The organism is Mesorhizobium sp. M0659, assembly GCF_040320605.1.
In the GTDB taxonomy this organism is placed as follows: domain Bacteria; phylum Pseudomonadota; class Alphaproteobacteria; order Rhizobiales; family Rhizobiaceae; genus Mesorhizobium.
This window is the reverse complement of record NZ_JAMYPY010000044.1, coordinates 1-20,173: the sequence shown is the minus strand read 5'-3', so window position 1 is coordinate 20,173 and position 20,173 is coordinate 1. Positions and strand designations below refer to the sequence as shown.

Genomic DNA, 20,173 nt, shown 5'->3' with positions numbered 1-20,173 from the left:
AAGACCAACAATTCCAAGCGGTTGCAAAAGCTGCAGCGTAGAAGGTTCGGTGAAAAGGAGTGCCGGGAGAAGGGGGGATGGTGCCCAGAGGCGGAATTCAAGTGAAGAAAATCCCGTTTTGCTTTCAGATACTTAGGGGAATGTTAGCCGCATCTGCTACCAACATAAATACCAACAAAATATTCCTGTGGATTGGTTCGGTTCCTGCTATTTCTCTCAATGCCTTGCACCTGCACCTTGTCTCTTCCGGTTTAGTCTACATCCTTCTTGGTCATACCTCATCATGCGGGGTCGAGTGAAGACCACGGCTGGCCAAGACGACTTAATCAGAACGGATGGCCATTGCGCCCAATATCGGGATCGCTTTAGGCGGTTTCTGAAAGCCGACATCGTGCGAAGAACAGGTGGCTATTTACGGGTCCTGAGACCTTGGCCCATACCACCGCTTTATAGGGTGGACGCGGCGCAGCGAAAAGCGCCGCCAGCCGTTCCTCATGTTGCTCCAGGCTGATGATGTGATCCGCGAACACAGACTTTTTTGGATTTGCCGCAGGCACAAGCTCTTTCGCAGCCGGTGCGATTTGGCTGCTCAAACCTGACAATGAAGCGGTTTTTTCGCTACTCCGCATTTCTGACTCGATATATCTCTATATCTCTTGCGCCTCGTGCAAGCTCTGCCGGGCCTGTTGCAGTGATTGATGCAAGTTCGCCAGCAATTCGTCGGCGTCGGCCGTCGGACTGCCTTCGTGATCCAGTAAGCCAACGATAATATCCTGCTTGGAAACGATGCTCTCGTTGTGAACGAATTGGCCCATAAAATACATGAGCCGGCTCTGTGCCGGTGTGGGCATGGGCCTTCTCCCTGGTCGGGCGAAAGCCTGATGATCGCTCCCAAGCGCCTCGTGCCTGTTTGTTTTTGATTTTTCGAGGCGACGCAGCAGTGTGCGCTCGTTAGCAGGCAATGGGAACCGGCCAGGCAATTGCAGCATCCACGCTGCGCACGCCGCCCTGACCGCGCGTGCCGGTCCCCTGGCGTCGCTCGGCCGCTACTTCAGTGTTTCTGGTTGACAATCGTGGCCGGCGCACCGCATTTTCGCGTTGAGGGACAAACCTGGGGATCCTGCATGAAGAAGACTTATCAGAAGCCTGAATTAAAGAAGCGTGAGAAGCTCTCGGCCGTAACGGCTGTGTGCACGCCATCAACCTGCACCGATGAGTGAGAACCTTTAGGCCCCAAGGCGCTTTGCCGAAATTCGCTAGAGAGGGACTGCAGTGAAGAAAGAATACAGCAAGCCAGTACTGACCAAACGTGGGCGTCTCAGCGCAGTGACGGCGCAATTGGCACCCAGTGTTGAACCCAGAGGAGCCTAGGCAAACCACGGCCCTGCAACAAAGCCAGTTGGCTTCGGCGGCGGGCTTCTCCGCTTCCAGGCGCCGAAACCTATCTTCGTATGCCTGTCACAACGAGCCAGGTTTCCGTGCTCGGTCTCCGCACTTCAGGGTCGCTGACCCTGCATCTCGCAAGGCAGCAATGACCTCATCCGGCTCGCGATGTGTAAAAATGTCGGCCGGCATGTTCATCCGGTCCATATGGGCCTTCGGGAGGAAGCCCAGCACGACGCGACCGCCTGGTTTGAGGACGCGATGGAGCTCTGCGGATCCAGCTCTAAGGCTTTGCCAGAAGTACACTGTGTGGACGCTGAGAGCCTTGTCGAATGTGCTATCCGGCAAGGGCAAGTCCTCGACTAGCCCGGTTCGGAACTCGGCTCGTCCGGCGCGCACTGCATCGGCGAACCGGTGGGAGGCAGCGTTCACGACATCTGCGAGCGATCAACACCGCAAACGAATGCTGCCTCACGGTTAAGTTGCGGCAGTAAAACTGCGCCGCCGAAACCGACCTCCACGGCACGATCTGCCGTTACCAGTTGCAAATGATCGAGAGCGTAGCCGTTGAGCCGGGCATTGCCCCGGTTCATTCCGGCCCGGACCAGCCAGCCGCCGATTCCGGTCGGCCAGGACAGTTGTTTCGCTATAAATCGTGGCGCCATCCGATCCCACATGGCGCTCGTTGGGGGGAACTCGCCCCCGTCGGATCAGCCGCCTCTGTTGGACCTGATTATCCAATGATAATCCCAAGAGTATCAAGTCATGCGTGGAGTGGTGCCAAGTTTTTGCCCATCGTCTTCGCCCTCCGGAAGATGGAAGACAGCAACAGTCGGGCCCGTGCTTTCCTTCCTGGGGTGGCGCGGGCCGCCGTCGCCTAGCCTTTGCACGAGCCGGTGATGATGGACGCGAATTTGTTGCTGCTGCGAGCCACACCTACCATTTGGCGGAGCTCTTCGCATATCTCTCTCGCGTCTTGGCGCGAAATCTCGGAGAGATAGCGCAGGATTATGGCCTCTTCAGTCAAGGCCTCCTGAATGTGATTCAATTCCGACAGCTTCCGATCGATAGAGCTCATCTATGCACCATGCGCCTAGAAGCGGTGGCGCGCAAACGCTGGTTCGATACTGAAAAATGAAGGCTGCCCAGTTTTTCCTGCCTCACTGATCCAGTTCGAGCGGCTCATGGTCCGGTTGCTCGTGCCCCATGACCTGGCGGAAGTCACGCCGGTCGACCCGCTGGCCGCAGATGGGGCGCGCATAGAATTCCCAGTCAGGGTCATGTGGCTTGCCGGGCACGGGCGGTCCGAGGTCGGCTATTCTGGTCATGCCCGACCGAACCCGTCGCAGCGGCAAAAGTTCCGGAAGGCGTGCCTGTTGCCCGATCGCCCGCTCGCATTTTTTGTACCATATATTCGCGGCTTCCATTAGCATCCTCTCATGGCAACTCTTCGGTACGGCGTAAGGCGGGAACCGGATCGGACGTGGACGGTATTCGACGTGTTCACCGGGCTGCCGTCTATTGTAGCGGGCCACCCATCTGTCGACCTTCCCGACATGGAGTATGCCGAAGAGCTGGCGGCCATCCTGAATGCCAACGACCTAAAGCAGAGGCTATCTCAAGGGAGGTTCCCCGGAGGGTTGGCCTGACTGAAGTCGGAACAAAGTCAGTGAACAACCGCCCTTGTCAGCGGCCGCTTTAGAGATCGGGTTGCAGAGGAGGGTACACAGGCTTTTCCCCTTATCCTTTTTTCTCCCGGCGGCGCCACTGTCTATTATCGGCGGCGAGGCCGCTATCGCCTTCTGAGCGGGCTAGCGATGGAGTGCCTTGGACGGTGAAAACGATTCCGGCATCCTCAAACGCTTTGCGGATGGCGGCGAGGTTGGGGACGCGGTTTCCTGAATTCGTTCTCAAGATCGCTGATCACCATTTCGCTAAGATTGGCCTTTGCGGCAAGTCGCACACGCGACCAGTTCAGTAGGGCTCGTGCTGCTTTAGATTGATCTGCGGAGGGTACGGTTCGGCTGTCCATAGACAGTCGAACATTCAGTATCGCTAAAATGTTCCTCCTGACCTTCTGCGATTTCTCTAACGGCGTGAGGCCGGCCTCTCGGATAACGCGGCGGGGTTTTCCAATAACTTTGCGGAACGCTGATCTGCACGCCGCAATGTCTTCTTTTTCGGCTTGGTCTTCTCAACCAGATCTGGCCTTTTCGCTATCAGGTAGTCAGCCTTGTTCGTTCGATAGTCTTCTTTGTGGATGGACATTGCTACGATCTCCATTGTAGAAATCAACGCGGCTGGAAGCCGACACGTTCCCATAAATCGCTTTTTCAAGGCCGAGCCGAACGGCACCCGGATGCCAAAAACACGAAAAGGGCGCGGTTTGTGACCGCGCCCTTATTTGACTAGGTTCAACTGTCCTGCCTACGAGTCTTGTCGACCATACCAGTCGTCGACGTCTCGCCGCACGCGATCCTTCTCAATGCCGTAGCGCTCCTGGATCGTACCTTCGAGCTGATCGCGGTTGCCGGCTATGCGGTCGAGATCATCATCAGTGAGCTTGCCCCACTGCTCCTTGACCTTGCCTTTGAATTGCTTCCAATTTCCTTCGACGCGGTTCCAGTCCATGATGGCGATCTCCTTTCGTTGTCCTTTCGAACAACGGTCGTAGTGGCCATCAGGTTCCGCTGCAGGTAAGCGCGCTTGCTGGTGATCTAGCAATGGAACTTCGCCTCTGTCCGGGAGCAGTTAGAGCAGAACAATGCAGCAGGGGCGTCTGCGCAGGTCATCGCCCTTAACGCCTTCTGACTGACTGCTTGAGAAGCGCGAGCAATCAAGGCGCTACCACCGTGCCACCGACCGTCTGTATTTTCTTTAGATCTCGGATAGGTTTTGCCGGTATTTGTCGGGAAAAGGAGCCGAAGTGATGACCGACATCTGGCATTCACTCCTCGCCAACCTTGCCTTGGTCTCCATTCTCGTGGTCGCCTGGGACCTTGTGGCGGATTTCACCGGGCGCTTCTCGCGGCGGATGCAGTCGCTGCTTCTCGGCTTGGTCATGTGCGTTGGCGCCGTCATCTCCATGGCGACGGCCCTGTCCGTCTCCGGCTTCGTCGTCGATCTGCGCGCCGCCTTCATTGCTGCGGCCGCGTTCTTCGGCGGATGGCCGGCAATGCTCATCGCCACGGCCGGCTCCATTGCCTATCGCGCCCATCTGGGCGGGCAGGGTGCAGGTGCTGGTGTCATGGGTATCCTCATTACCGCAATTGTCGGCATCGCGTGGCACCACTTCGTCGCGGCCCGATCGCGCACCATGTACGACATATTCGGTCTTAGCGTAACGGTCGCTCTCGCCGGGCTTATCACGCTCCTGGTCATCCCAGCGCAAGCCCTTACCGGTCTTGTGCAGCAGAGCACGTTCCCGTCCCTCGTATTCCGCTTCCTAAGCACAATCATCATCGGCGTCCTGCTCGACCGGCAGCAGCGCCGGCGGGAGCTCTTGATGTCCAACATGACCTACCGGGCCATGGTTCGAGAACTGCCGGATTGCCTGAACATAAAGGATGTCGACGGCCGTTTCATCGCCGCCAACCCCGCCACCGCCGAAATGGTTCGCGCCGCTTCGGTCGACGATCTGATCGGCAAGACGGATTTCGATTTCTACCCCAGGGATGTAGCCGAGCGCTTCCGGCAAGATGAGATGGGCGCACTGGAGGCCGGGCAGACGTTGCGGATCGACCAGCCGGCGCTTTTCCCGGACGGCCGGCAAGGTTGGCTTTACACGCTCAAGGCCCCCTTCCGCGACGAGTCGGGCAACATCGTTGGCGTCATCACCTACAATCGCGACATCACCGAGCAGAAGCGCACCGCCCAGCTCAAGAACGATTTCATTTCCACGGTCAGCCACGAATTGCGCACCCCGTTGACCTCCATCCGCGGCTCGCTTGGCCTGATCGCGGCCGGTGTTGCCGGCGAACTGCCGCCGAAGGCCGCCAATCTCGTCAACATCGCCCACACCAATAGCGAAAGGCTGGTTCTCCTCATCAACGACATTCTGGATATCGAGAAGATCGAATCGGGCGTGATCACCTTCAAGATCAAGCAGATGCCTGTCCGTCAGGTGCTAGAGCAGGCCATTGCCGCCAGCTCCAACTACATGGCTGACAGCCGGATCAAGATCGTTCTGATCGACGATGCCCCGCGCGCTGAGGCCAACATCGATCCGGATCGCCTGCATCAGGTGATGGCGAACCTTCTGTCGAACGCGATCAAGTTCTCGCATGCTGATGGCACCGTCACGGTGAAATTCCAGCGTCGTGACGGCGACATGCTGCGTATTTCCGTCATGGACCAGGGCACTGGCATCCCGGAGGCTTTCCGCGGCCGTATATTCGGAAAATTCGAGCAGGCGGACGCTTCCAGCACGCGTAAGATAGGCGGCACCGGCCTGGGGTTGAGCATCGTCAAGGCCATTACCGAAAAACTGGGCGGAGCCATTTCCTTCGAAACCGAGGAAGGCAAGGGAACCTCGTTCCACCTCGACCTTGCAGAAGCACGCAGGCACCACCCAAGGCCGTATCCGCCACCGCACCTGACGCGGAAGCCCGATGGCCGCCTACGGGTTCTGATCTGTGAAGACGAATCCGACGTCGCCGCCGTGATTGCGGCACTCTTGGATGCGGAGGGCTTTTCCAGCGACATCGCACCCGATATCGCCACGGCAACGGCGCTTCTGAGGTCCCGCGAATACGTGGCCTTGACCCTCGACATCAAGCTGGCGGGGGAATCCGGTATCAAGCTCTTCCACGACATTAGGGCATCGCCGGTCAATTCCGACATTGCGGTCATCGTCATCTCCGCCGTTGCCGATGAGGCCAGGGGGTCGCTGAACGGCAGCGCCGTCGGTATTGTCGACTGGCTGGAGAAGCCGGTGGATTCAAAGCGGCTTCACGCCGCCCTTGCCAAGATCCTTGCTGGCAGGACCGAGCAGAGGCCGAAGATTCTGCATCTCGAGGACGACGAGGGCGTGCTTGCGGTGATGTCGGAGGGGTTGGGTTCGGGGGTCTCGATCACTTCTGCGAAGACCCTCAAGGACGCCCGGGAGGCGATCGGCCGGCATCGCTTCGATCTGGTGATCCTGGATATTGCACTCCCCGACGGATCGGGGTTGGACCTGCTGGCCGATCTGCCGCTCGAGACTGGGGTCATCGTGTTTTCGGCGGCGGAGCTAGACCAGAAACTAGGTGATCGCGTGCAGGCCATCCTGACCAAGACCAGGGCGTCGGAAATCGATGTGGCAAAGCTGGTCAGGAGCATGTTGGTTTCGTCCCGCACCCAACCTGCCGCGCACGCCAAGGAGTGACGCTCATGCCCGCAAGGATTCTCTATGTGGATGACGAGGACGATATCCGCGAAATCGCCCAGATGTCGCTGGAACTCGAGCCGGAGTTCGAGGTGCTGTCCTGCCCGTCCGGCTTGCAGGCGCTCGCCGATGCCGCCGAATGGCGACCCGACCTTATTCTGCTCGACGTAATGATGCCGGACATGGACGGACCAGAGACGCTGCGGCGCCTGGCCGGGTCTGGGGCGACGGCTTCGATACCCGTGGTGTTCATCACCGCGCGCACCCAGACCCATGAGGTCGAACGCTATCTGGCGATGGGGGCGGTAGGGGTCATCGCGAAGCCGTTCGACCCGCTTGCGCTTGCCGGTGAAGTCAAAAGATTGCTTCGACGGCGCGCCTGAGTCGACGTTTGGCTTGAGCACCGAGCGCAGTCTGGCTGCAGACTCAGCGACGCCGTTCACGGCTCCTATACCATGTCTCCTTATTCATCTACTGATTGTGCCGAGATGCAGGCGTAGCGAATCAGGTGGTCTATAATTGCCTAGGATCGGCGGATGTCGATGAGAGTTGAGAACAATGTTTCTCTGCATGAGCCGCGTTGGCGGATGTGGTTCATGGATTGATCACTCCGGGGGGCGACGGAACCGGAGCAAGGCTGTTGAACGGAGCGAAGGCAAGAGTTCTGATTTGCGATGACGATCCCCTTTTGATCGAACTGATGGAATTCAGGCTCATGGCAAAGGGATACGAGGTCATCAAAGCAGTAGACGGGGCGGAAGCGCTCTTGAAGGCGGAGCATGAGGCGCCCGATATCATCGTGCTCGACGCGATGATGCCCAAGGCCGACGGCCTAGAGGTTCTTGCCCGCATAAAGAGCGAACCGGCTTTGTCGGAAATCCCGGTGGTCATGCTGACCGCCCGCAAGGGCGAAAAAGACATCGTCTCCGCTCTTGAGAAGGGGGCCGACGACTACCTTGTGAAACCCTTCATTCCCGAGGAACTCCTGGCCCGGCTTGCGCGTCTCTTGGCGCGGAAGAGCGGGAAGCGCTGGTGAGGCGCGGCCGGTGCGCCACGGTTGCAGCATGCGTCTTCCTGGCGGTTGCGGCAGTGCCCGCCGCGACGCTGGCCCAGACGGTCGAGGAACTGTACGCCTCCGGCGTGAAGGCCAGGCAGGCCCAGCATTTCGACGAGGCGGCGCAGCTGCTTAGGCGTGCGCTGGCGCTCAAGCCGGACAATGCCGACGCCCTGGTGCAACTTGGCTTCACCGAACTTGGCCGCAACAATCTGCCAGCGACGCGTGAAGCGTTTTCCAATGCGCTTGCGATTGCGCCGGAATATCTGGATGCCAGCTTCGGCATGGCTCAGGTCGAGTTCCGGTCGGGCAATCTGGACGCTGCCCTGCCGCTGGCCGAAAAAGTCTCGCGTGCCCAGCCCGACAATGCCGATGCTAGTACGCTTGTCGCCAGCATCCACAAGGCCCAGCAAGCCGGCGGCAGCAAAGCGAAGCCTGCAACCGCGAGGAAGAGGCTGCGTCCGCCGCGGCCGGATCCCGTCGCCGGCCTGATGGAGAAGGGCCAGAGATTGCGGGCGGCGGGACAATTGCCCGAGGCGCAGAACGCCTATCGCCGAGCGCTACTGCTGGCGCCGAAAAACACCGACATCCTGGTCGCCATGGGTCTCGTGGCTGGATCCCAACAGAAATTTGACGAAGCCGGGAATTTTTTCGACCGGGCGCTGGCCATCAGGCCCGGACTTCTCGACGCCCGTTTAGGCAAGGTCCGTCTGGCGATCTGGCAGAACGACGTGCCGCGAGCCCGCACAATGATCGGTGATGTGCTTGGCGCTGAACGTGACAATACCGAACTGATCGCTCTCGATGCGCGGATTTCCATGCTGGAGCAGGATTACACGCGGGCCGAGCAATCGTTTCTGCGGGTGTTGGCGGTCGATCCGCGCAATGCTGAGGCGCTTGTGGGGATCGGCGATCTGCGCCGAGCGCGTGGCGACGATGCTGGCGCGCGAGACGCCTACCGCCAGGCGCTTGCCCTCGAACCCGGCTCGCGCGATGTCGAGCAGAGGCTCGCCGCGCCGCCGCCACGCAAATGGCGGCTCGATCTGGGCAGCGAAGTGAGCGATCTCACCGAGGGGCTTGGTGGCTGGACCGACAGTTCGGCTGGCCTAGCATATCGGCTCAGCGCGCAAACGACAATTTCGGGCCGCACCCGGGTGGCGACCCGCTTCGGCCACACCGACTTCCAGATCGAGGGCCGCATCGACCAGGCTTTTTCGCCCACTGTTTCAGCGCATGCGCTGCTGGGTGCGACGCCGGATGCCGATTTCCTCGCGCGCTACTCGATCGGAGCCGGCGCTTCATGGCAGATCCTCGCGCCCGCCAAAGCGTTTGGCCCGTTGTCGCTTAACGTCGATACCCGTTATGACAATTTTGCCAATACCGAGATCACCACCATCTCGCCCTGGGTGCAGGCCTATGTCCTGGGCGGCCGGCTCGGGCTTTCGGCACGTTGGGTCCACGCAGCCGACGACATTGGCACGCGCGCCGATGGTTATGTCCTGCGAGTCGATCTTGCAGTTACCCCTAGCGTCAATGTTTTTGGTGGTTTTGGGGATGCCCCCGAGATCTCCGACGGCACGCTGGTGCCTACGCGTACCGTCTTTGGGGGCATCTCCTGGGACGTTTCCGACCCGCTGACGCTGCGCAGTAGCCTCGCCCATGAGCAGCGCCCGACATTCGACCTAACCACATTCAGGCTCGGCCTGACTGCGCGGTTTTGATCATGTTGTACGTCTGGTACCTGTCCATCCTGCTCAGTGCCCTTTCCCTGGTGATCATGCTTCTGCTGATCGGGCGCCGGGTGCTGCACGAGCGCCGGGGGACGGCGGGCGCCGATCAGCGGCGCCTTCTTCTAACGGGGCTGATCGCCTTCACCGAAAATCGCGATCGCGAGGCATTAAAGACAGCGCTGCTTGCGGTGCCGGCAAGGGTGGCGATCGATGCCGGCTTCGAGTTTATCTCGCTGCTGCGCGGCGAGGAGCACGACGAGCTGCTTTCAGCCTTCAACGAATGTGGCCTGCCGACCCTTGTGGGCACCCAGCTTGAAAAGGGCAACGGCGCCGAACGCATCCACGCGGCCGAGATGCTGGCCGCGCTGCGTTCGGAGGACGCGGTGGCAAACCTGCTTTCGGCGCTCGATCGCGACCGCTCGCGCGAGGTCAGGATCGCCGTCGCCATTGCGCTGTGCGATATCGGCGCCCTGCCGCCGCTGGTCATAACGCTACGCAAGATCGGCGTGGCGGGGCAGCGCTCACGGCGCGTGATCGAGCTTTTCAGGCGCTTTCCGTCAAAGCGGTTCGACGAGCTTGAGGATTACGGCAGCCGTGAGGACGCGGTGCCTTTTATCAGGGCGGCGGCAATCGATGCGCTTGCTCGCAACGGCGGCTTCCGGTTTGGTGAGTTCTTTGCTCGCGCGGCTGGCGATCCGTCACCGGAGGTCGCCGCAGCCGCATTGCGGGCACTCGGCCTGACGGGACATGCCAATGCGCCGGCCATCCTGGCCAAGGCGATGGAAAATGGCGGCTGGGATGTGCGTGCCGACGCTGCCGATGCAGCGGGCCGCCTCGGCCTGTTTGAACTCGCCGCGCCGCTCGCTCAGCTGATGGACGACGAGGCATGGACCGTGCGTTATGCCGCCGCTAACGCATTGCGCTCGCTCGGCCAGCAGGGAGAACAGGTGCTGCGCGAGATCGCCGCCAGCGAGGTCTCGCGCCGCCAGCGCACGGCCTCACTGATCCTTGCCGAGGGGCCGGCCGCGTGATGTTCGACTGGAGCCAAGAGATCATCCTGGGTGCCTCCATCCTGTCTTGGTTCATCATTGGGGCAGGGCTGGCGCAGACGGCGGTATACCTCCTGCAACTCATCATTGCCGCCTACGCGCTGTCCAAGCGCCCGCCGGTCGCGCGATCGGCGCTGCTGTGGCACCGTTATGGCGACGTCGCGCCGCCGATCGCGCTGCTGGTGCCCGCCTACAATGAGGAAGTTAACGTAGTCGAGAGCGTGCACTCGATGCTGGCGCTCGAATATCCGAATTTCGAGGTGATCGTCATCAATGACGGCTCGAAGGATCAGACTCTGCAGCGCCTTATCGAAGGCTTCAAGCTGGTGAAATTCCACCGGCCTTATGAGGACGCGCTGGCCCACAAGCCGATTCGCGGGCTCTATTCCTCATTGATTACCGAACGGCTGTTCGTGGTCGACAAGGAAAATGGCGGCAAGGCCGATGCCCAGAATGCCGGTATCAATGTCTGCCGCGCGCCGCTGTTTTGCGTGATCGACGGCGATTCCATCCTCGAGCCCGATGCGCTGATGCGTGCCGCGCAGCCCTTCATCGACGATCCAGAGCGCACCATCGCCGTAGGCGGCACGATTCGGATTGCCAACGGCTCCAGGATCGAAGGTGGCAGGGTGCGCGAGGTCCGGCTGCCGCGCCGGCTACTGCCGCTGCTGCAGGTGGTCGAATATTTGCGAGCCTTTCTCATGGCGCGGCTTGCATGGAGCCGCATCAACTCGCTGATGCTGGTGTCCGGCGCCTTTGGTCTGTTTCGCCGCACGGAAGTTGTGGCGGTTGGCGGCTTCACCAGTGGGTCGATGGGTGAAGATTTGGACCTCGTTATCAAGCTGCATCGCCACATGATGGACACCAAGCGAAGATACAGCATCCAGTTCATTCCTGAGCCGGTGTGCTGGACCGAAGCGCCGGAGTCACTTCGCGTTCTGGCAAGGCAGCGTACGCGCTGGCAGCGCGGTGCGCTCGAATGCTTCTTCCGTTACCGCTCCATGCTCTTCAACCCCCGCTATGGGCGCGTTGGCTTCCTTGGGTTTGGCCACATACTGATTGTCGATGTGCTAGGGCCGATATCGGAGGTGCTGGGCTATGTGCTGATCCCGACCTTCTGGCTGCTCGGCATCCTTTCGACCGAATATCTCTTGGCATTCACGTCGCTGGTTTTCACCTACGGGGTTTGCGTGAGCGTGTGTTCGCTGGTGCTCGAAGAGGCCGAGCTTCAACGTTTTCCGCGCGCGCGGGATCTCGCCTTGCTCACGGCCGTGGCTGTGATCGAGAATTTCGGTTACCGCCAGCTCAACAATCTCTGGCGCGTGAAGGGATGGTGGCAATATCTGCGCGCCGACCAAAGCTGGGGCGAGATGACCAGGACCGGCCTGACTGGCCCCAAGAAGTGACTCCAGCCAGTTGAATCACCGCAGCGTCCGCTCGATTTCAGTTATAAGCGCATCGAGGGCGGCATGCACGGCTCCGTCACCCGCCTGCTCGATCAGCAAAGTTTCCAGTGCCGATGCCTGCACGCTGATCTCAGCAAACCCGAACGTTCCCGCGGCTCCAGCGAGCGAGTGCGTCGTCCCAGTCAGCGAGTCGCTGGGGCCCTTCAAAAGGGCTGTGTGACGCGCCGCCTTCAACTCCGCTAGTTGAGCGGCGCACCGGGCCAGGAAACGTTGCCGTAGGGGGGCGAAGGGATCTTCCAAAATGGGAGGCGCTCCATGGCCAGGTTTCAGAGGTATTCAAGCAGAAAATTCGGTGGAGTGAAACGAGCTGCTTGGCACGTCAGAGCGGACTAGAGTGGGCCGTGCCCCAACAAACGGCAGCTTCGCGCCCAATATCGGCCATTCAGCATTCCGCGGTCACTGCCTGAAAGCAGACATCGTCTACATCGCTGTGCGGCGGTCCGGCCATGGCTGGAGGCCGGTCCGGGCAGGAATTGGCAGAGCGCCCCACGTCGGCAGAGGCTGCCGCATCGAGCCATTTCGCCGGACCACCAGCTGTTGCGGAAATAGCCGAGATGGACGACTGGTGCTCGCCTGGTCTTGGGACATCATATTGATCGGGGCACTCGTCGGAGATCAGTGCCGATGTTGATGATGAAGGTCTGGATAGTGCACATGAGAATGCCGCATAGGCTCATGGCGGTGCCAATGCGAATGCGGCTCCGTTACGGGCCCGTCATGGGTATGTTGATGGTGTTCGTCATGAACATGGCTGTGCTCGTGCTCCAGCGCTTCGTGGTCATGCTCGTGCGCGTGTCTTTCAGCGAGGTGAAGATAAAGGCCGTAAGCCATCAGGGCACCCGCCACAAGCAGCCGCAAGGTTAGGGGCTCACCGACCAGCACAATGGCCAGGAAGGCCCCGATAAAGGGCGCCAGCGAGTAGTTACGCCCCCGTGCGTGCCGTACCGAGATGGCGCAAGGCCAGGATGAACATCACCAGGCTGACGCCCACGCCGAGAAAGCCCACGACGGCCGCCGCTCCCAATGACGCGGCATGCGGAAACACGGCGCCGGACACCACCGCCAAACCAATGTTGACAGTGCCGGCCACCAAGCCCTTGAGCATGGCGATGGTCACCGGGTCGGCCGCCGAGATTTTGCGGGTCAGGTTGTTGTCTATACCCCAAGCGACGCAGGCGCCGACGACCAGGAGTGCGCCGGCATTTGCCGAGATTCCCTTCCCGGCCCACGAAAGCACAACAGCACCCGCAAGAATGGCGCCAGCACCGATCAGCAGCCGGCGGTCAACGTTCTCATGAAACACCAACCAGGCAATCGCCATGGTGGCCAAGCCTTCAACATTCAGCAGCAAAGCTGCGCTCGACGCCGTGGTCAGAGCTAACCCGGAAATAAGCAGGACCGGTCCAACGATGCCGCCCATGGCAATGGCTGCCGCCAGCCACGAAATATCGGCCGTTTGCAGCGAAGCTTCTGTTTGATCCCCGCCGGTCGAGCGGCGGTAAAGCCAGAACAACGCTAGGCCTAGCCCGGCGCCGAGGTAGAGCAAGCCCGCGAGCATCAGCGGGCTCACTGAATCGAGGATGAGCTTGGAGAGTGGCGAAACCGCTCCGAACAGGGCGGCGGAGCCTAGCGCGAGGGGGACACCGGGCCAGAGATGCGAATGGGAGTGCGATTCAGACATGCTTCAAGTTTAGCACAGAGGACCGCTTGTTCGTCACGCCGCCCCTTTCCAGCGCAGGAGGCGCATGGCATTGGCCGTCACCAGAACGGTCGCGCCGGTATCGGCCATGATCGCCGGCCACAGGCCGGTGATTCCCAAGACCGTGGTCACGAGGAAGACGGCCTTGAGGCCGAGGGCCATGGTTATGTTCTGTTTGATGTTGGCCATGGTCGCCTTCGACAGCGCAATCATGGCGGCGACGTCGCCGACACGGCCATGCAGCACCGCCGCATCAGCAGTTTCGAGAGCCACGTCAGTGCCGCCGCCCATAGCAATACCCACGTCGGCCGCCGCAAGGGCTGGCGCGTCGTTGATGCCATCGCCGACCTTTGCCACGATGAGCGCCTGTCCCTTCAGCTCTCCAACAATATGCTGCTTGTCTTCTGGCAGCAGCTCGGCGCGGACCTCGATGCCGAGCTGTTTGCCGATCGCGGCAGCTGTCCGCTTGTTGTCGCCGGTCAGCATGACGGTCTTGATGCCGGAGTTCATCAGCGCCTTGAGACCAGCCAAGGCGTCCGGGCGCGGTTCATCACGCATCGCAATGGCGCCCGTCACCTTGTTGTCGACGAGGACGACCGAAACGGTTTTGCCTTCGTCATTGAGCGCGGCGATTTGAGACTTTTGGACCTCAGTGAGCTTCGCCGTATCCTCAGCCGCCTGTAGCGATGCAAGGAAAACTTCGGTGCCTTCCACGTTCGCCTTGACCCCCTTGCCACCTAGAGCCTGCGCTTTGGACGCGGCCGGAGCTTGAACCTTGTCTGCGGACGCCTTTGCGAGGATGGCGATGGCAAGCGGATGGCTTGAGCCGGTCTCTAAGGCGGCAGCAAGACGCAGCACTTCGGCCTCCGATTTTCCGAAAGAAACCACGTCGGTGACCTGGGGCTTGCCGAGCGTGAGCGTGCCGGTCTTGTCAAGCGCCACGGCGGTGACCTTGCCGAGAGCCTCGAGGACCGCCCCGCCGTTCATCAGCAGGCCGCGCTTGGCGCCAGCCGAGAGCGACGCGGCGATTGCCGCCGGGACCGAGATGACCAGGGCACAGGGGCAGCCGATGAGCAACAGGGCGAGGCCTTTTGTAGATCCATTCGTTCCAGTTGCCGCCGAAAACGAGAGGTGGAACCACGGCCACCATCGCGGCCACGCCGACCACAGCAGGCGTGTACCAGCGCGAGAAGCGGTCGACGAACCGCTCAGTTGGCGCCTTGCTCTCCTGGGCTTCCTCGACCAGCTTGACGACGCGCGCGATAGTGTTATCGGAGGCAACGGCGGTGACCTTGATGCGCAAAACAGCGTCGCCATTGATGGTGCCGGCGAAAACCTTGTCGCCGACGCATTTGCGCACCGGCACGCTCTCGCCTGACACCGGGGATTCGTCGATCGCGCTCTCACCCTCGGTGATCTCGCCATCGGCGGAAATCCGGTCACCCGGCCGCACCATGATCATGGCGCCGACTTCAAGGCTTTCGGCCGGCACCTCGCGCGTCTTGCCGCCCTTTTCAATGAAGGCCGTTTTCGGGACCAGCGTGGTCAGCGCTTGAATGCTCGAGCGCGCCTTTCCGGCGGCAACGCCCTCGAGAAGCTCACCGACAAGGAACAGGAAGACCACAGTGGCAGCTTCCTGGCTGGCGCCGATAATGACCGCACCGACGGCCGCTATGGTCATGAGCATTTCGATGGTGAAGGGAATGCCTGCGACGGCGGCCATGACGGCCCGTTTGGCGATAGGCACCAGGCCAACCAGCATGGCCGCGATAAAGACCCACACCCCGGACTGCCACACATAGTGAATGGCAAACGCAAGGACCAGCGCCGCGCCGCTGGCGATCGTCAGGCGACCCTTGGGACTCTTCCACCACGGCCCCGAGGTTGGCGCGCGGTCGTGCCCGTGAAGGCCCTCCATTCCCTCCTCGCGGTCATCTTGACTTTCGCTGACCTGATCGTGGCTGGCGTGAGCATGGCCCGCATGGTGGTCGCCCGCATCGTCGTGGTCATTGTGATGGTGCTCTGCGCCGTCCAGCCCGACCTTTGCCTTTACCTTGAGTACGGCAACCGTGTAGCCGAGGCCAGTCACCTTCTTTTCAAGTTCGGCGAGGTCACTCTCGGGCGTGTGCCTGACCGTCATGGTGCCGGCGGTGACGGACACGCTGACATCTTCGACGCCAGGGATGCGACGTACCGCTTTATCGATTTTGGTGGCGCAACCGGCACAGTCCATGCCTTCGACGCGATAACGTGTTTGTGCCTGGGACGCGGTCATAACATTCCTCTTGTATGGTTTGACAGCGACGCTACATCCTCTAGTGACTAGAGGAGCAAGCGAAAAATGTTAGACGGCGTGACCATTGGCGAAGCGGCCCGGCAAAGCGGCGTGAAAGTACCGACCATCCGCTATTATGAGCAGATCGGACTTCTGCCTGCCCCATCCCGGAGCGAGGCCAATCGCCGCCACTATGAGGCTGCGGACCTGCGTCGGTTGACGTTCATTCGTCATGCCAGAGAGCTGGGCTTTGAAATCGACGCTATACGGGCGCTTCTGACGCTACAGGACGACCCAGGCCAGCCCTGCGCCACGGCCGACGCCATCGCCCGGATTCGACTAGGCGAGGTCAAACAGCGAATTCAGAGCCTGAACGCGCTCAAAGCCGAACTGGAACTGATGGTCGAAGGCTGCCGTCATGGTAAAGTCGGCGAATGTCGGGTGATCGAGGTTCTGGCCGACTATGATCAATGCCAAAACGATCACTGATGTCTTCGTATTTACGGCCACGTGCTAGGCAGCCGGTATGAGCGCAATTTTTCCTGCGACATCGATGCCAGATCGGGACTGGTGGACCGTATTGTGGCCGGATCCAGCAGGCCTCCTGCTGTCTTTGGGCGTGGCACCGGGTATGACAGTGCTCGATCTGTGCTGCGGCGATGGATATTTCACAGCTCCCCTAGCAAAGATCGTCGATGGCCGCGTTTACGCGCTCGATCTCGACCCTGCAATGATCGAGATGGCTCGTGCGGAAGCAGAGCAGGAGGGCGTTTCGGTTCTAAAATGGATCATAGCCGACGCCGGCGAGATCTCGCGATTGATCCCGGAAAAGCTGGATCTCGTTTTGATCGCAAATACACTCCATGGTGTTCCCGACCAGCCTGGCCTTGTCCAGGCCGTTGCCAAAACGCTCAGGCCTGGCGGCGTGTTCGCTATCGTCAACTGGCACCCGGTGCCGCGCGAACAGACGACGGTACTCGGTCACCCGCGCGGGCCAAAGACGGACATGCGGATGCCTCCCGAGGCGGTGAGAGCCGTCGTCGAGCCGGCCGGCTTTCACCTGATAACGCTGATCGATCTGCCGCCCTATCACTACGGCATGACTTTTGAGCGCGCGTGACGGCAGCTCGGGACGATCGTCTATCTACTACTCTAGGCGCCGGCGCACGCATGTGGCCACCTAGGTCTCCATTTCCAACGATGGGCGGACAGGTTTGCCATCTTCCGGGATTGCGACTGGCGCAATCTCAGGAATTCCGCCGTTGAGTAGGCTGCCAGGAAGGTTTCTGCCTAGTCCGCTATTTGACCTGAGCGCCCACAAGCCTTTCGGGTTAAGGTCCCTCTCGGAATTAGGGGGCAGGCCCATACGGAATTTGCCAATTCTGTTTCAAACAGTAACTTCTGCTTTGTGTCGCTTTTGGGAGGCGTCTAGGTGGTCATTGACATTTTACTGGTTGCCCCGACCGATCTCCATCGGGTCCGGGACCTAGCCCTGGTCATCTGGCAGGCCCACTATACACCCCTGATCGGCGCAGACCTGGCGGCGGGCATCGTAGCCGATATCTATTCCATGCCCAGTCTCTACGCGGACATGCACGAGCGACGGCAAAGCTATTGGATCATTACGACAGACGGGAAGGACGCAGGTTATGCCTCCGCGTATGTCCAAGGCGGAACCCTGTGGATCAAGAAGCTGTATCTGCTGCCCGAAACCCGAGGGCTGGGATTGGGCAAACTCCTGATCGAGACAGTTCGCAACTACTTCGGTGTAGGGTATCCGCAAGCGCTCTTTGTCGCTGAGAAAAACCAATCCGCGATCGATTTCTACCGTTCCCAGGGGTTTTCGATCGAGCGTCTGGAGCCTGTAATGATGGGTCCACACCAATTCCACGACTACTTGATGACCAGAGCGGGTTCACCGGACGCAGCAGGAAAATAATGGCGCGTCACCCGGCTGGCGGCTATCGGCTCATTAATCCAATATATCTGTGGGCAGGCTCGTGTCCTCCCCTGCCTTGTCCCAAGCCTGCGCCGCAATCTTCCAGTTGCCCTGATCCTTCACCAAAAGCATCATTTCAACCACTCGCTCCAAGTTGATCTCGTTTTCGACATTCTCACAGGCTATAACTGCCACTGCTACATTGCCAAACACCTGTATCTTGCTGCCGAGAACCCTTTCATCAAGCGACAACAGGTCGCTTCCTGCGAGAGAACTCATTCGCTTGATGAACGCGGGGACGGATTGGGGCCGGGCCGGCCGCGATGAAGGAAACATTTGCGCATCCGGGAAAAAATCGGATCGGAATTTCTCCCAGTCGGGCTCGCCCGCCGCCTTCCAACTCATGCTTGCAAACTGGCGCGAGATCAGAGCCCGTATGGCGTTACAGTCGCTCTCAACGGTTGTGTCCATTGCAGAAACCTCCTCAGATCATACTCAGGGGTTAGCAGAGGATTCCCGGGCCGATTGGAACGCTGCACCCTTTGCGATAGCTGCTCCAAACCTGGTCCAATAATGTGCTTTCCGCAACATCATTGGCATGCCATCCGAAACAGAACCGCTTTCTCCTGTTCTAGAACAAAGGTTGCATTACAACTGATGCCGGTGGGGACAAACGCATCCGTGATTGGATCCCCGCAGGAGGGCAGCTTCGATCTGCCGCCAGCTAACAGTGGACGTTCAGCTCTCGGCCCAAAAGCCGCCAGTCTGCAACGCGCCTCTTCTAAGCCACTCGCGAGCGCACTCCTCAAAACAAGCCATTCGTTCATCCGACCTAGCACAAGGATACCTAGCCAGATGGAACTCCCTGCGCAGTGCACCAGAGGTACAGCGCGACGCTGGGTTTCTCTTCCCGTTGCATTGCGTCTTCGGCAAGCATTTGTGACGGCGGTGATGACAAACCGCCTCAATTGATGCCAGTATCATTGTGCGACGCCCAGCCGTTGTGATGCGGGGCAACGTTCGCAACGTGGAACAATCCGACAGCCGGCGAGTTTCTAAGATGAAGGGCGATCTGTTTCGGAGGAAGACAGGATGAAACGCGTCCTTGCCCAGAATGGGGTGCGACTGATGTTGGGGGGCGTGGCCGCCTTTCTGCTCACCGTCGCCGAGATTCCCAACCCGATTACCCCGTTGTCGCTTGTGGCCAACGCGAGGGCTGCCACCCAGGTTTCGATCAGCACATTCTACGAAGAATTGTCTTCCCATGGTGATTGGGTTTCGTACCACGGCGCGTCCGTTTTCGTGCCAGTTGATGTACCTGACGATTGGCGTCCATATACCGTTGGACACTGGGCCTATACCGAGCAGTATGGCTGGCTGTGGGTATCCGACGAACCATTCGGCTGGGCGACCTACCATTACGGCCGGTGGGGCTATGCCGACGACATCGGCTGGTACTGGGTTCCGGGCACCCGTTGGGCGCCAGCATGGGTGAGTTGGCGTCGTGACAGGGAGCACATGATTTGGGCTCCGCTGCCGCCGCGCCGCGATCCGGATTTGATTTCAATTGAGGTGACTTTCGACACGACGCCTGATTATTACTGGGTTGTGGTCCCCACCCGCGAATTCCTTGCTGCCGACATTTCTACCGTCGTTGTCCGTGATGAGCCGGAGTTTGTGCGCATCGTGGAGGCGGCCGAGCCGGCCGGCGACGTGACGTTCCAGAACAACGTGGTTATCAACAAAATCATTGATGTCGATGTGATCGAAAAAGAGACGAGCCAGAAGGTGACTACCGTCAAGGTCAGCAAGACCGACGCGCTAGAGCAGTCCGGCAAACTGGAAAACAATACGGTCGCTGTCTTTGAGGGGGAGGTGAAAGCCGACACCAAGGCCAAACCCGCCAAGCTCAAAGACATCGACGAGGTGAAGCAGGTTCAGGCTGGCCGGAAATCCAAGCCGACCGAAGGCGCTTCAACGACCGAGCAGGCTAAGCCCGAAGAAACGACCAAGCCTCAGAAGCCGAAGGCCAAGGAGCAACCCGCGGCCGAGCAGCAGCAGGCCGAGCCGGAACAGGCGGCCAAGCCTCAGAAGCCGAAGGCCAAGGAGCAGCCCGCGGCCGAGCAGCAGCAGGCCGAGCCGGAACAGGCGGCCAAGCCTCAGAAGCCGAAGGCCAAGGAGCAGCCCGCCGCCGAGCAGCAGCAGGCCGAGCC

At 60.2% G+C, this 20,173-nt stretch carries 18 protein-coding genes and 2 pseudogenes; 10 read left to right on the top strand and 10 right to left on the bottom strand.

The genetic code is table 11. From position 1 onward, the window contains the following. Positions 1–647 precede the first annotated feature (647 nt). From NKI31_RS31240 to NKI31_RS31215, 6 genes are all read right to left on the bottom strand, one after another. On the bottom strand, positions 648–851 hold the full coding sequence (locus tag NKI31_RS31240; protein WP_352500210.1) for a hypothetical protein: 204 nt from the start codon (positions 849–851) through the stop codon (positions 648–650). Positions 852–1,458: 607 nt separating this feature from the next. Beyond that, positions 1,459–1,815 carry a class I SAM-dependent methyltransferase gene (locus NKI31_RS31235; RefSeq protein WP_352653399.1) on the bottom strand — a complete coding sequence of 119 codons (357 nt, stop codon included), beginning with the start codon at positions 1,813–1,815 and terminating at the stop codon, positions 1,459–1,461. Then, positions 1,812–2,048: a hypothetical protein gene (locus NKI31_RS31230; protein ID WP_352653397.1), complete on the bottom strand. Its 237-nt coding sequence runs from the start codon at positions 2,046–2,048 to the stop codon at positions 1,812–1,814. The genes NKI31_RS31235 and NKI31_RS31230 overlap by 4 nt, the downstream gene beginning before the upstream one ends. 495 nt (positions 2,049–2,543) lie before the next feature. After that, on the bottom strand, positions 2,544–2,711 hold the full coding sequence (locus NKI31_RS31225; RefSeq protein WP_352653396.1) for a hypothetical protein: 168 nt from the start codon (positions 2,709–2,711) through the stop codon (positions 2,544–2,546). 760 nt (positions 2,712–3,471) lie between these two features. Further along, on the bottom strand, positions 3,472–3,651 hold the full coding sequence (locus tag NKI31_RS31220; protein ID WP_352514544.1) for a hypothetical protein: 180 nt from the start codon (positions 3,649–3,651) through the stop codon (positions 3,472–3,474). Between the two features lie 159 nt (positions 3,652–3,810). Then, entirely contained in the window at positions 3,811–4,014 is a 204-nt protein-coding gene (locus NKI31_RS31215; protein ID WP_023673385.1) for a CsbD family protein, read from the bottom strand. Between the two features lie 298 nt (positions 4,015–4,312). On the opposite strand from NKI31_RS31215, the gene NKI31_RS31210 reads away from it, so the two are divergent. The 6 genes from NKI31_RS31210 (at position 4,313) to NKI31_RS31185 (ending at position 11,987) form a co-directional block, all read left to right on the top strand. Continuing rightward, positions 4,313–6,748, top strand: coding sequence for a hybrid sensor histidine kinase/response regulator (locus NKI31_RS31210; RefSeq protein ID WP_023822644.1), 2,436 nt, complete (start codon positions 4,313–4,315; stop codon positions 6,746–6,748). A 5-nt stretch (positions 6,749–6,753) separates the two neighbouring features. Continuing rightward, positions 6,754–7,131: a response regulator gene (locus NKI31_RS31205; protein WP_031198823.1), complete on the top strand. Its 378-nt coding sequence runs from the start codon at positions 6,754–6,756 to the stop codon at positions 7,129–7,131. A gap of 257 nt (positions 7,132–7,388) precedes the next feature. Beyond that, entirely contained in the window at positions 7,389–7,784 is a 396-nt protein-coding gene (locus tag NKI31_RS31200; RefSeq protein WP_352653395.1) for a response regulator transcription factor, read from the top strand. Continuing rightward, positions 7,781–9,523, top strand: coding sequence for a YaiO family outer membrane beta-barrel protein (locus tag NKI31_RS31195; RefSeq protein WP_352653394.1), 1,743 nt, complete (start codon positions 7,781–7,783; stop codon positions 9,521–9,523). The genes NKI31_RS31200 and NKI31_RS31195 overlap by 4 nt, the downstream gene beginning before the upstream one ends. A gap of 2 nt (positions 9,524–9,525) precedes the next feature. Then, entirely contained in the window at positions 9,526–10,563 is a 1,038-nt protein-coding gene (locus tag NKI31_RS31190) for a HEAT repeat domain-containing protein (RefSeq protein WP_352514548.1), read from the top strand. Then, the gene (locus tag NKI31_RS31185; RefSeq protein ID WP_352653393.1) at positions 10,563–11,987 is read left to right on the top strand and encodes a glycosyltransferase family 2 protein; all 1,425 of its coding nucleotides are present in this window, start codon (positions 10,563–10,565) and stop codon (positions 11,985–11,987) included. Before NKI31_RS31190 ends, NKI31_RS31185 begins: the two co-directional genes overlap by 1 nt. A gap of 15 nt (positions 11,988–12,002) precedes the next feature. On the opposite strand, the gene NKI31_RS31180 is transcribed toward NKI31_RS31185, so the two are convergent. The 3 genes and pseudogenes from NKI31_RS31180 to NKI31_RS31170 all read right to left on the bottom strand — a co-directional run bounded on the left by NKI31_RS31180 (position 12,003) and on the right by NKI31_RS31170 (position 16,021). Beyond that, positions 12,003–12,287 (bottom strand): Hpt domain-containing protein, encoded by a 285-nt coding sequence (locus NKI31_RS31180; RefSeq protein WP_352514550.1) that lies wholly within the window; start codon positions 12,285–12,287, stop codon positions 12,003–12,005. Between the two features lie 375 nt (positions 12,288–12,662). Next, positions 12,663–13,728, bottom strand: a pseudogene (locus NKI31_RS31175) (DMT family transporter). 33 nt (positions 13,729–13,761) lie between these two features. Then, positions 13,762–16,021, bottom strand: a pseudogene (locus NKI31_RS31170) (heavy metal translocating P-type ATPase). A 66-nt stretch (positions 16,022–16,087) separates the two neighbouring features. On the opposite strand from NKI31_RS31170, the gene NKI31_RS31165 reads away from it, so the two are divergent. From NKI31_RS31165 to NKI31_RS31155, 3 genes are all read left to right on the top strand, one after another. After that, a complete protein-coding gene (locus NKI31_RS31165) occupies positions 16,088–16,510 on the top strand; it encodes a MerR family transcriptional regulator (protein ID WP_352653392.1) in 423 nt (140 codons plus the stop codon). 37 nt (positions 16,511–16,547) lie between these two features. After that, positions 16,548–17,141 carry a class I SAM-dependent methyltransferase gene (locus NKI31_RS31160; RefSeq protein ID WP_352653391.1) on the top strand — a complete coding sequence of 198 codons (594 nt, stop codon included), beginning with the start codon at positions 16,548–16,550 and terminating at the stop codon, positions 17,139–17,141. 312 nt (positions 17,142–17,453) lie between these two features. Continuing rightward, positions 17,454–17,960 (top strand): GNAT family N-acetyltransferase, encoded by a 507-nt coding sequence (locus NKI31_RS31155; RefSeq protein WP_023740167.1) that lies wholly within the window; start codon positions 17,454–17,456, stop codon positions 17,958–17,960. A 33-nt stretch (positions 17,961–17,993) separates the two neighbouring features. Here the strand turns inward: NKI31_RS31155 and NKI31_RS31150 are convergent, their stop codons facing one another. Then, positions 17,994–18,431, bottom strand: coding sequence for a nuclear transport factor 2 family protein (locus NKI31_RS31150; RefSeq protein WP_023827599.1), 438 nt, complete (start codon positions 18,429–18,431; stop codon positions 17,994–17,996). Between the two features lie 621 nt (positions 18,432–19,052). Here NKI31_RS31150 and NKI31_RS31145 point away from each other — a divergent pair. Continuing rightward, on the top strand, positions 19,053–20,173 hold a 1,121-nt coding region (locus NKI31_RS31145; protein ID WP_352653390.1), incomplete at its 3' end, for a DUF6600 domain-containing protein.

Bases quoted from the DNA above. Each gene is read 5' to 3' on its own strand.
- NKI31_RS31160 (WP_352653391.1), top strand. From the start codon at position 16,548: ATGAGCGCAATTTTTCCTGCGACATCGATGCCAGATCGGGACTGGTGG.
- NKI31_RS31220 (WP_352514544.1), bottom strand. From the start codon at position 3,651: ATGTCCATCCACAAAGAAGACTATCGAACGAACAAGGCTGACTACCTG.
- NKI31_RS31185 (WP_352653393.1), top strand. From the start codon at position 10,563: ATGTTCGACTGGAGCCAAGAGATCATCCTGGGTGCCTCCATCCTGTCT.
- NKI31_RS31210 (WP_023822644.1), top strand. From the start codon at position 4,313: ATGACCGACATCTGGCATTCACTCCTCGCCAACCTTGCCTTGGTCTCC.
- NKI31_RS31215 (WP_023673385.1), bottom strand. From the start codon at position 4,014: ATGGACTGGAACCGCGTCGAAGGAAATTGGAAGCAATTCAAAGGCAAG.
- NKI31_RS31230 (WP_352653397.1), bottom strand. From the start codon at position 2,048: ATGGCGCCACGATTTATAGCGAAACAACTGTCCTGGCCGACCGGAATC.
- NKI31_RS31225 (WP_352653396.1), bottom strand. From the start codon at position 2,711: ATGACCAGAATAGCCGACCTCGGACCGCCCGTGCCCGGCAAGCCACAT.
- NKI31_RS31150 (WP_023827599.1), bottom strand. From the start codon at position 18,431: ATGGACACAACCGTTGAGAGCGACTGTAACGCCATACGGGCTCTGATC.
- NKI31_RS31165 (WP_352653392.1), top strand. From the start codon at position 16,088: ATGTTAGACGGCGTGACCATTGGCGAAGCGGCCCGGCAAAGCGGCGTG.
- NKI31_RS31240 (WP_352500210.1), bottom strand. From the start codon at position 851: ATGCCCACACCGGCACAGAGCCGGCTCATGTATTTTATGGGCCAATTC.
- NKI31_RS31190 (WP_352514548.1), top strand. From the start codon at position 9,526: ATGTTGTACGTCTGGTACCTGTCCATCCTGCTCAGTGCCCTTTCCCTG.
- NKI31_RS31205 (WP_031198823.1), top strand. From the start codon at position 6,754: ATGCCCGCAAGGATTCTCTATGTGGATGACGAGGACGATATCCGCGAA.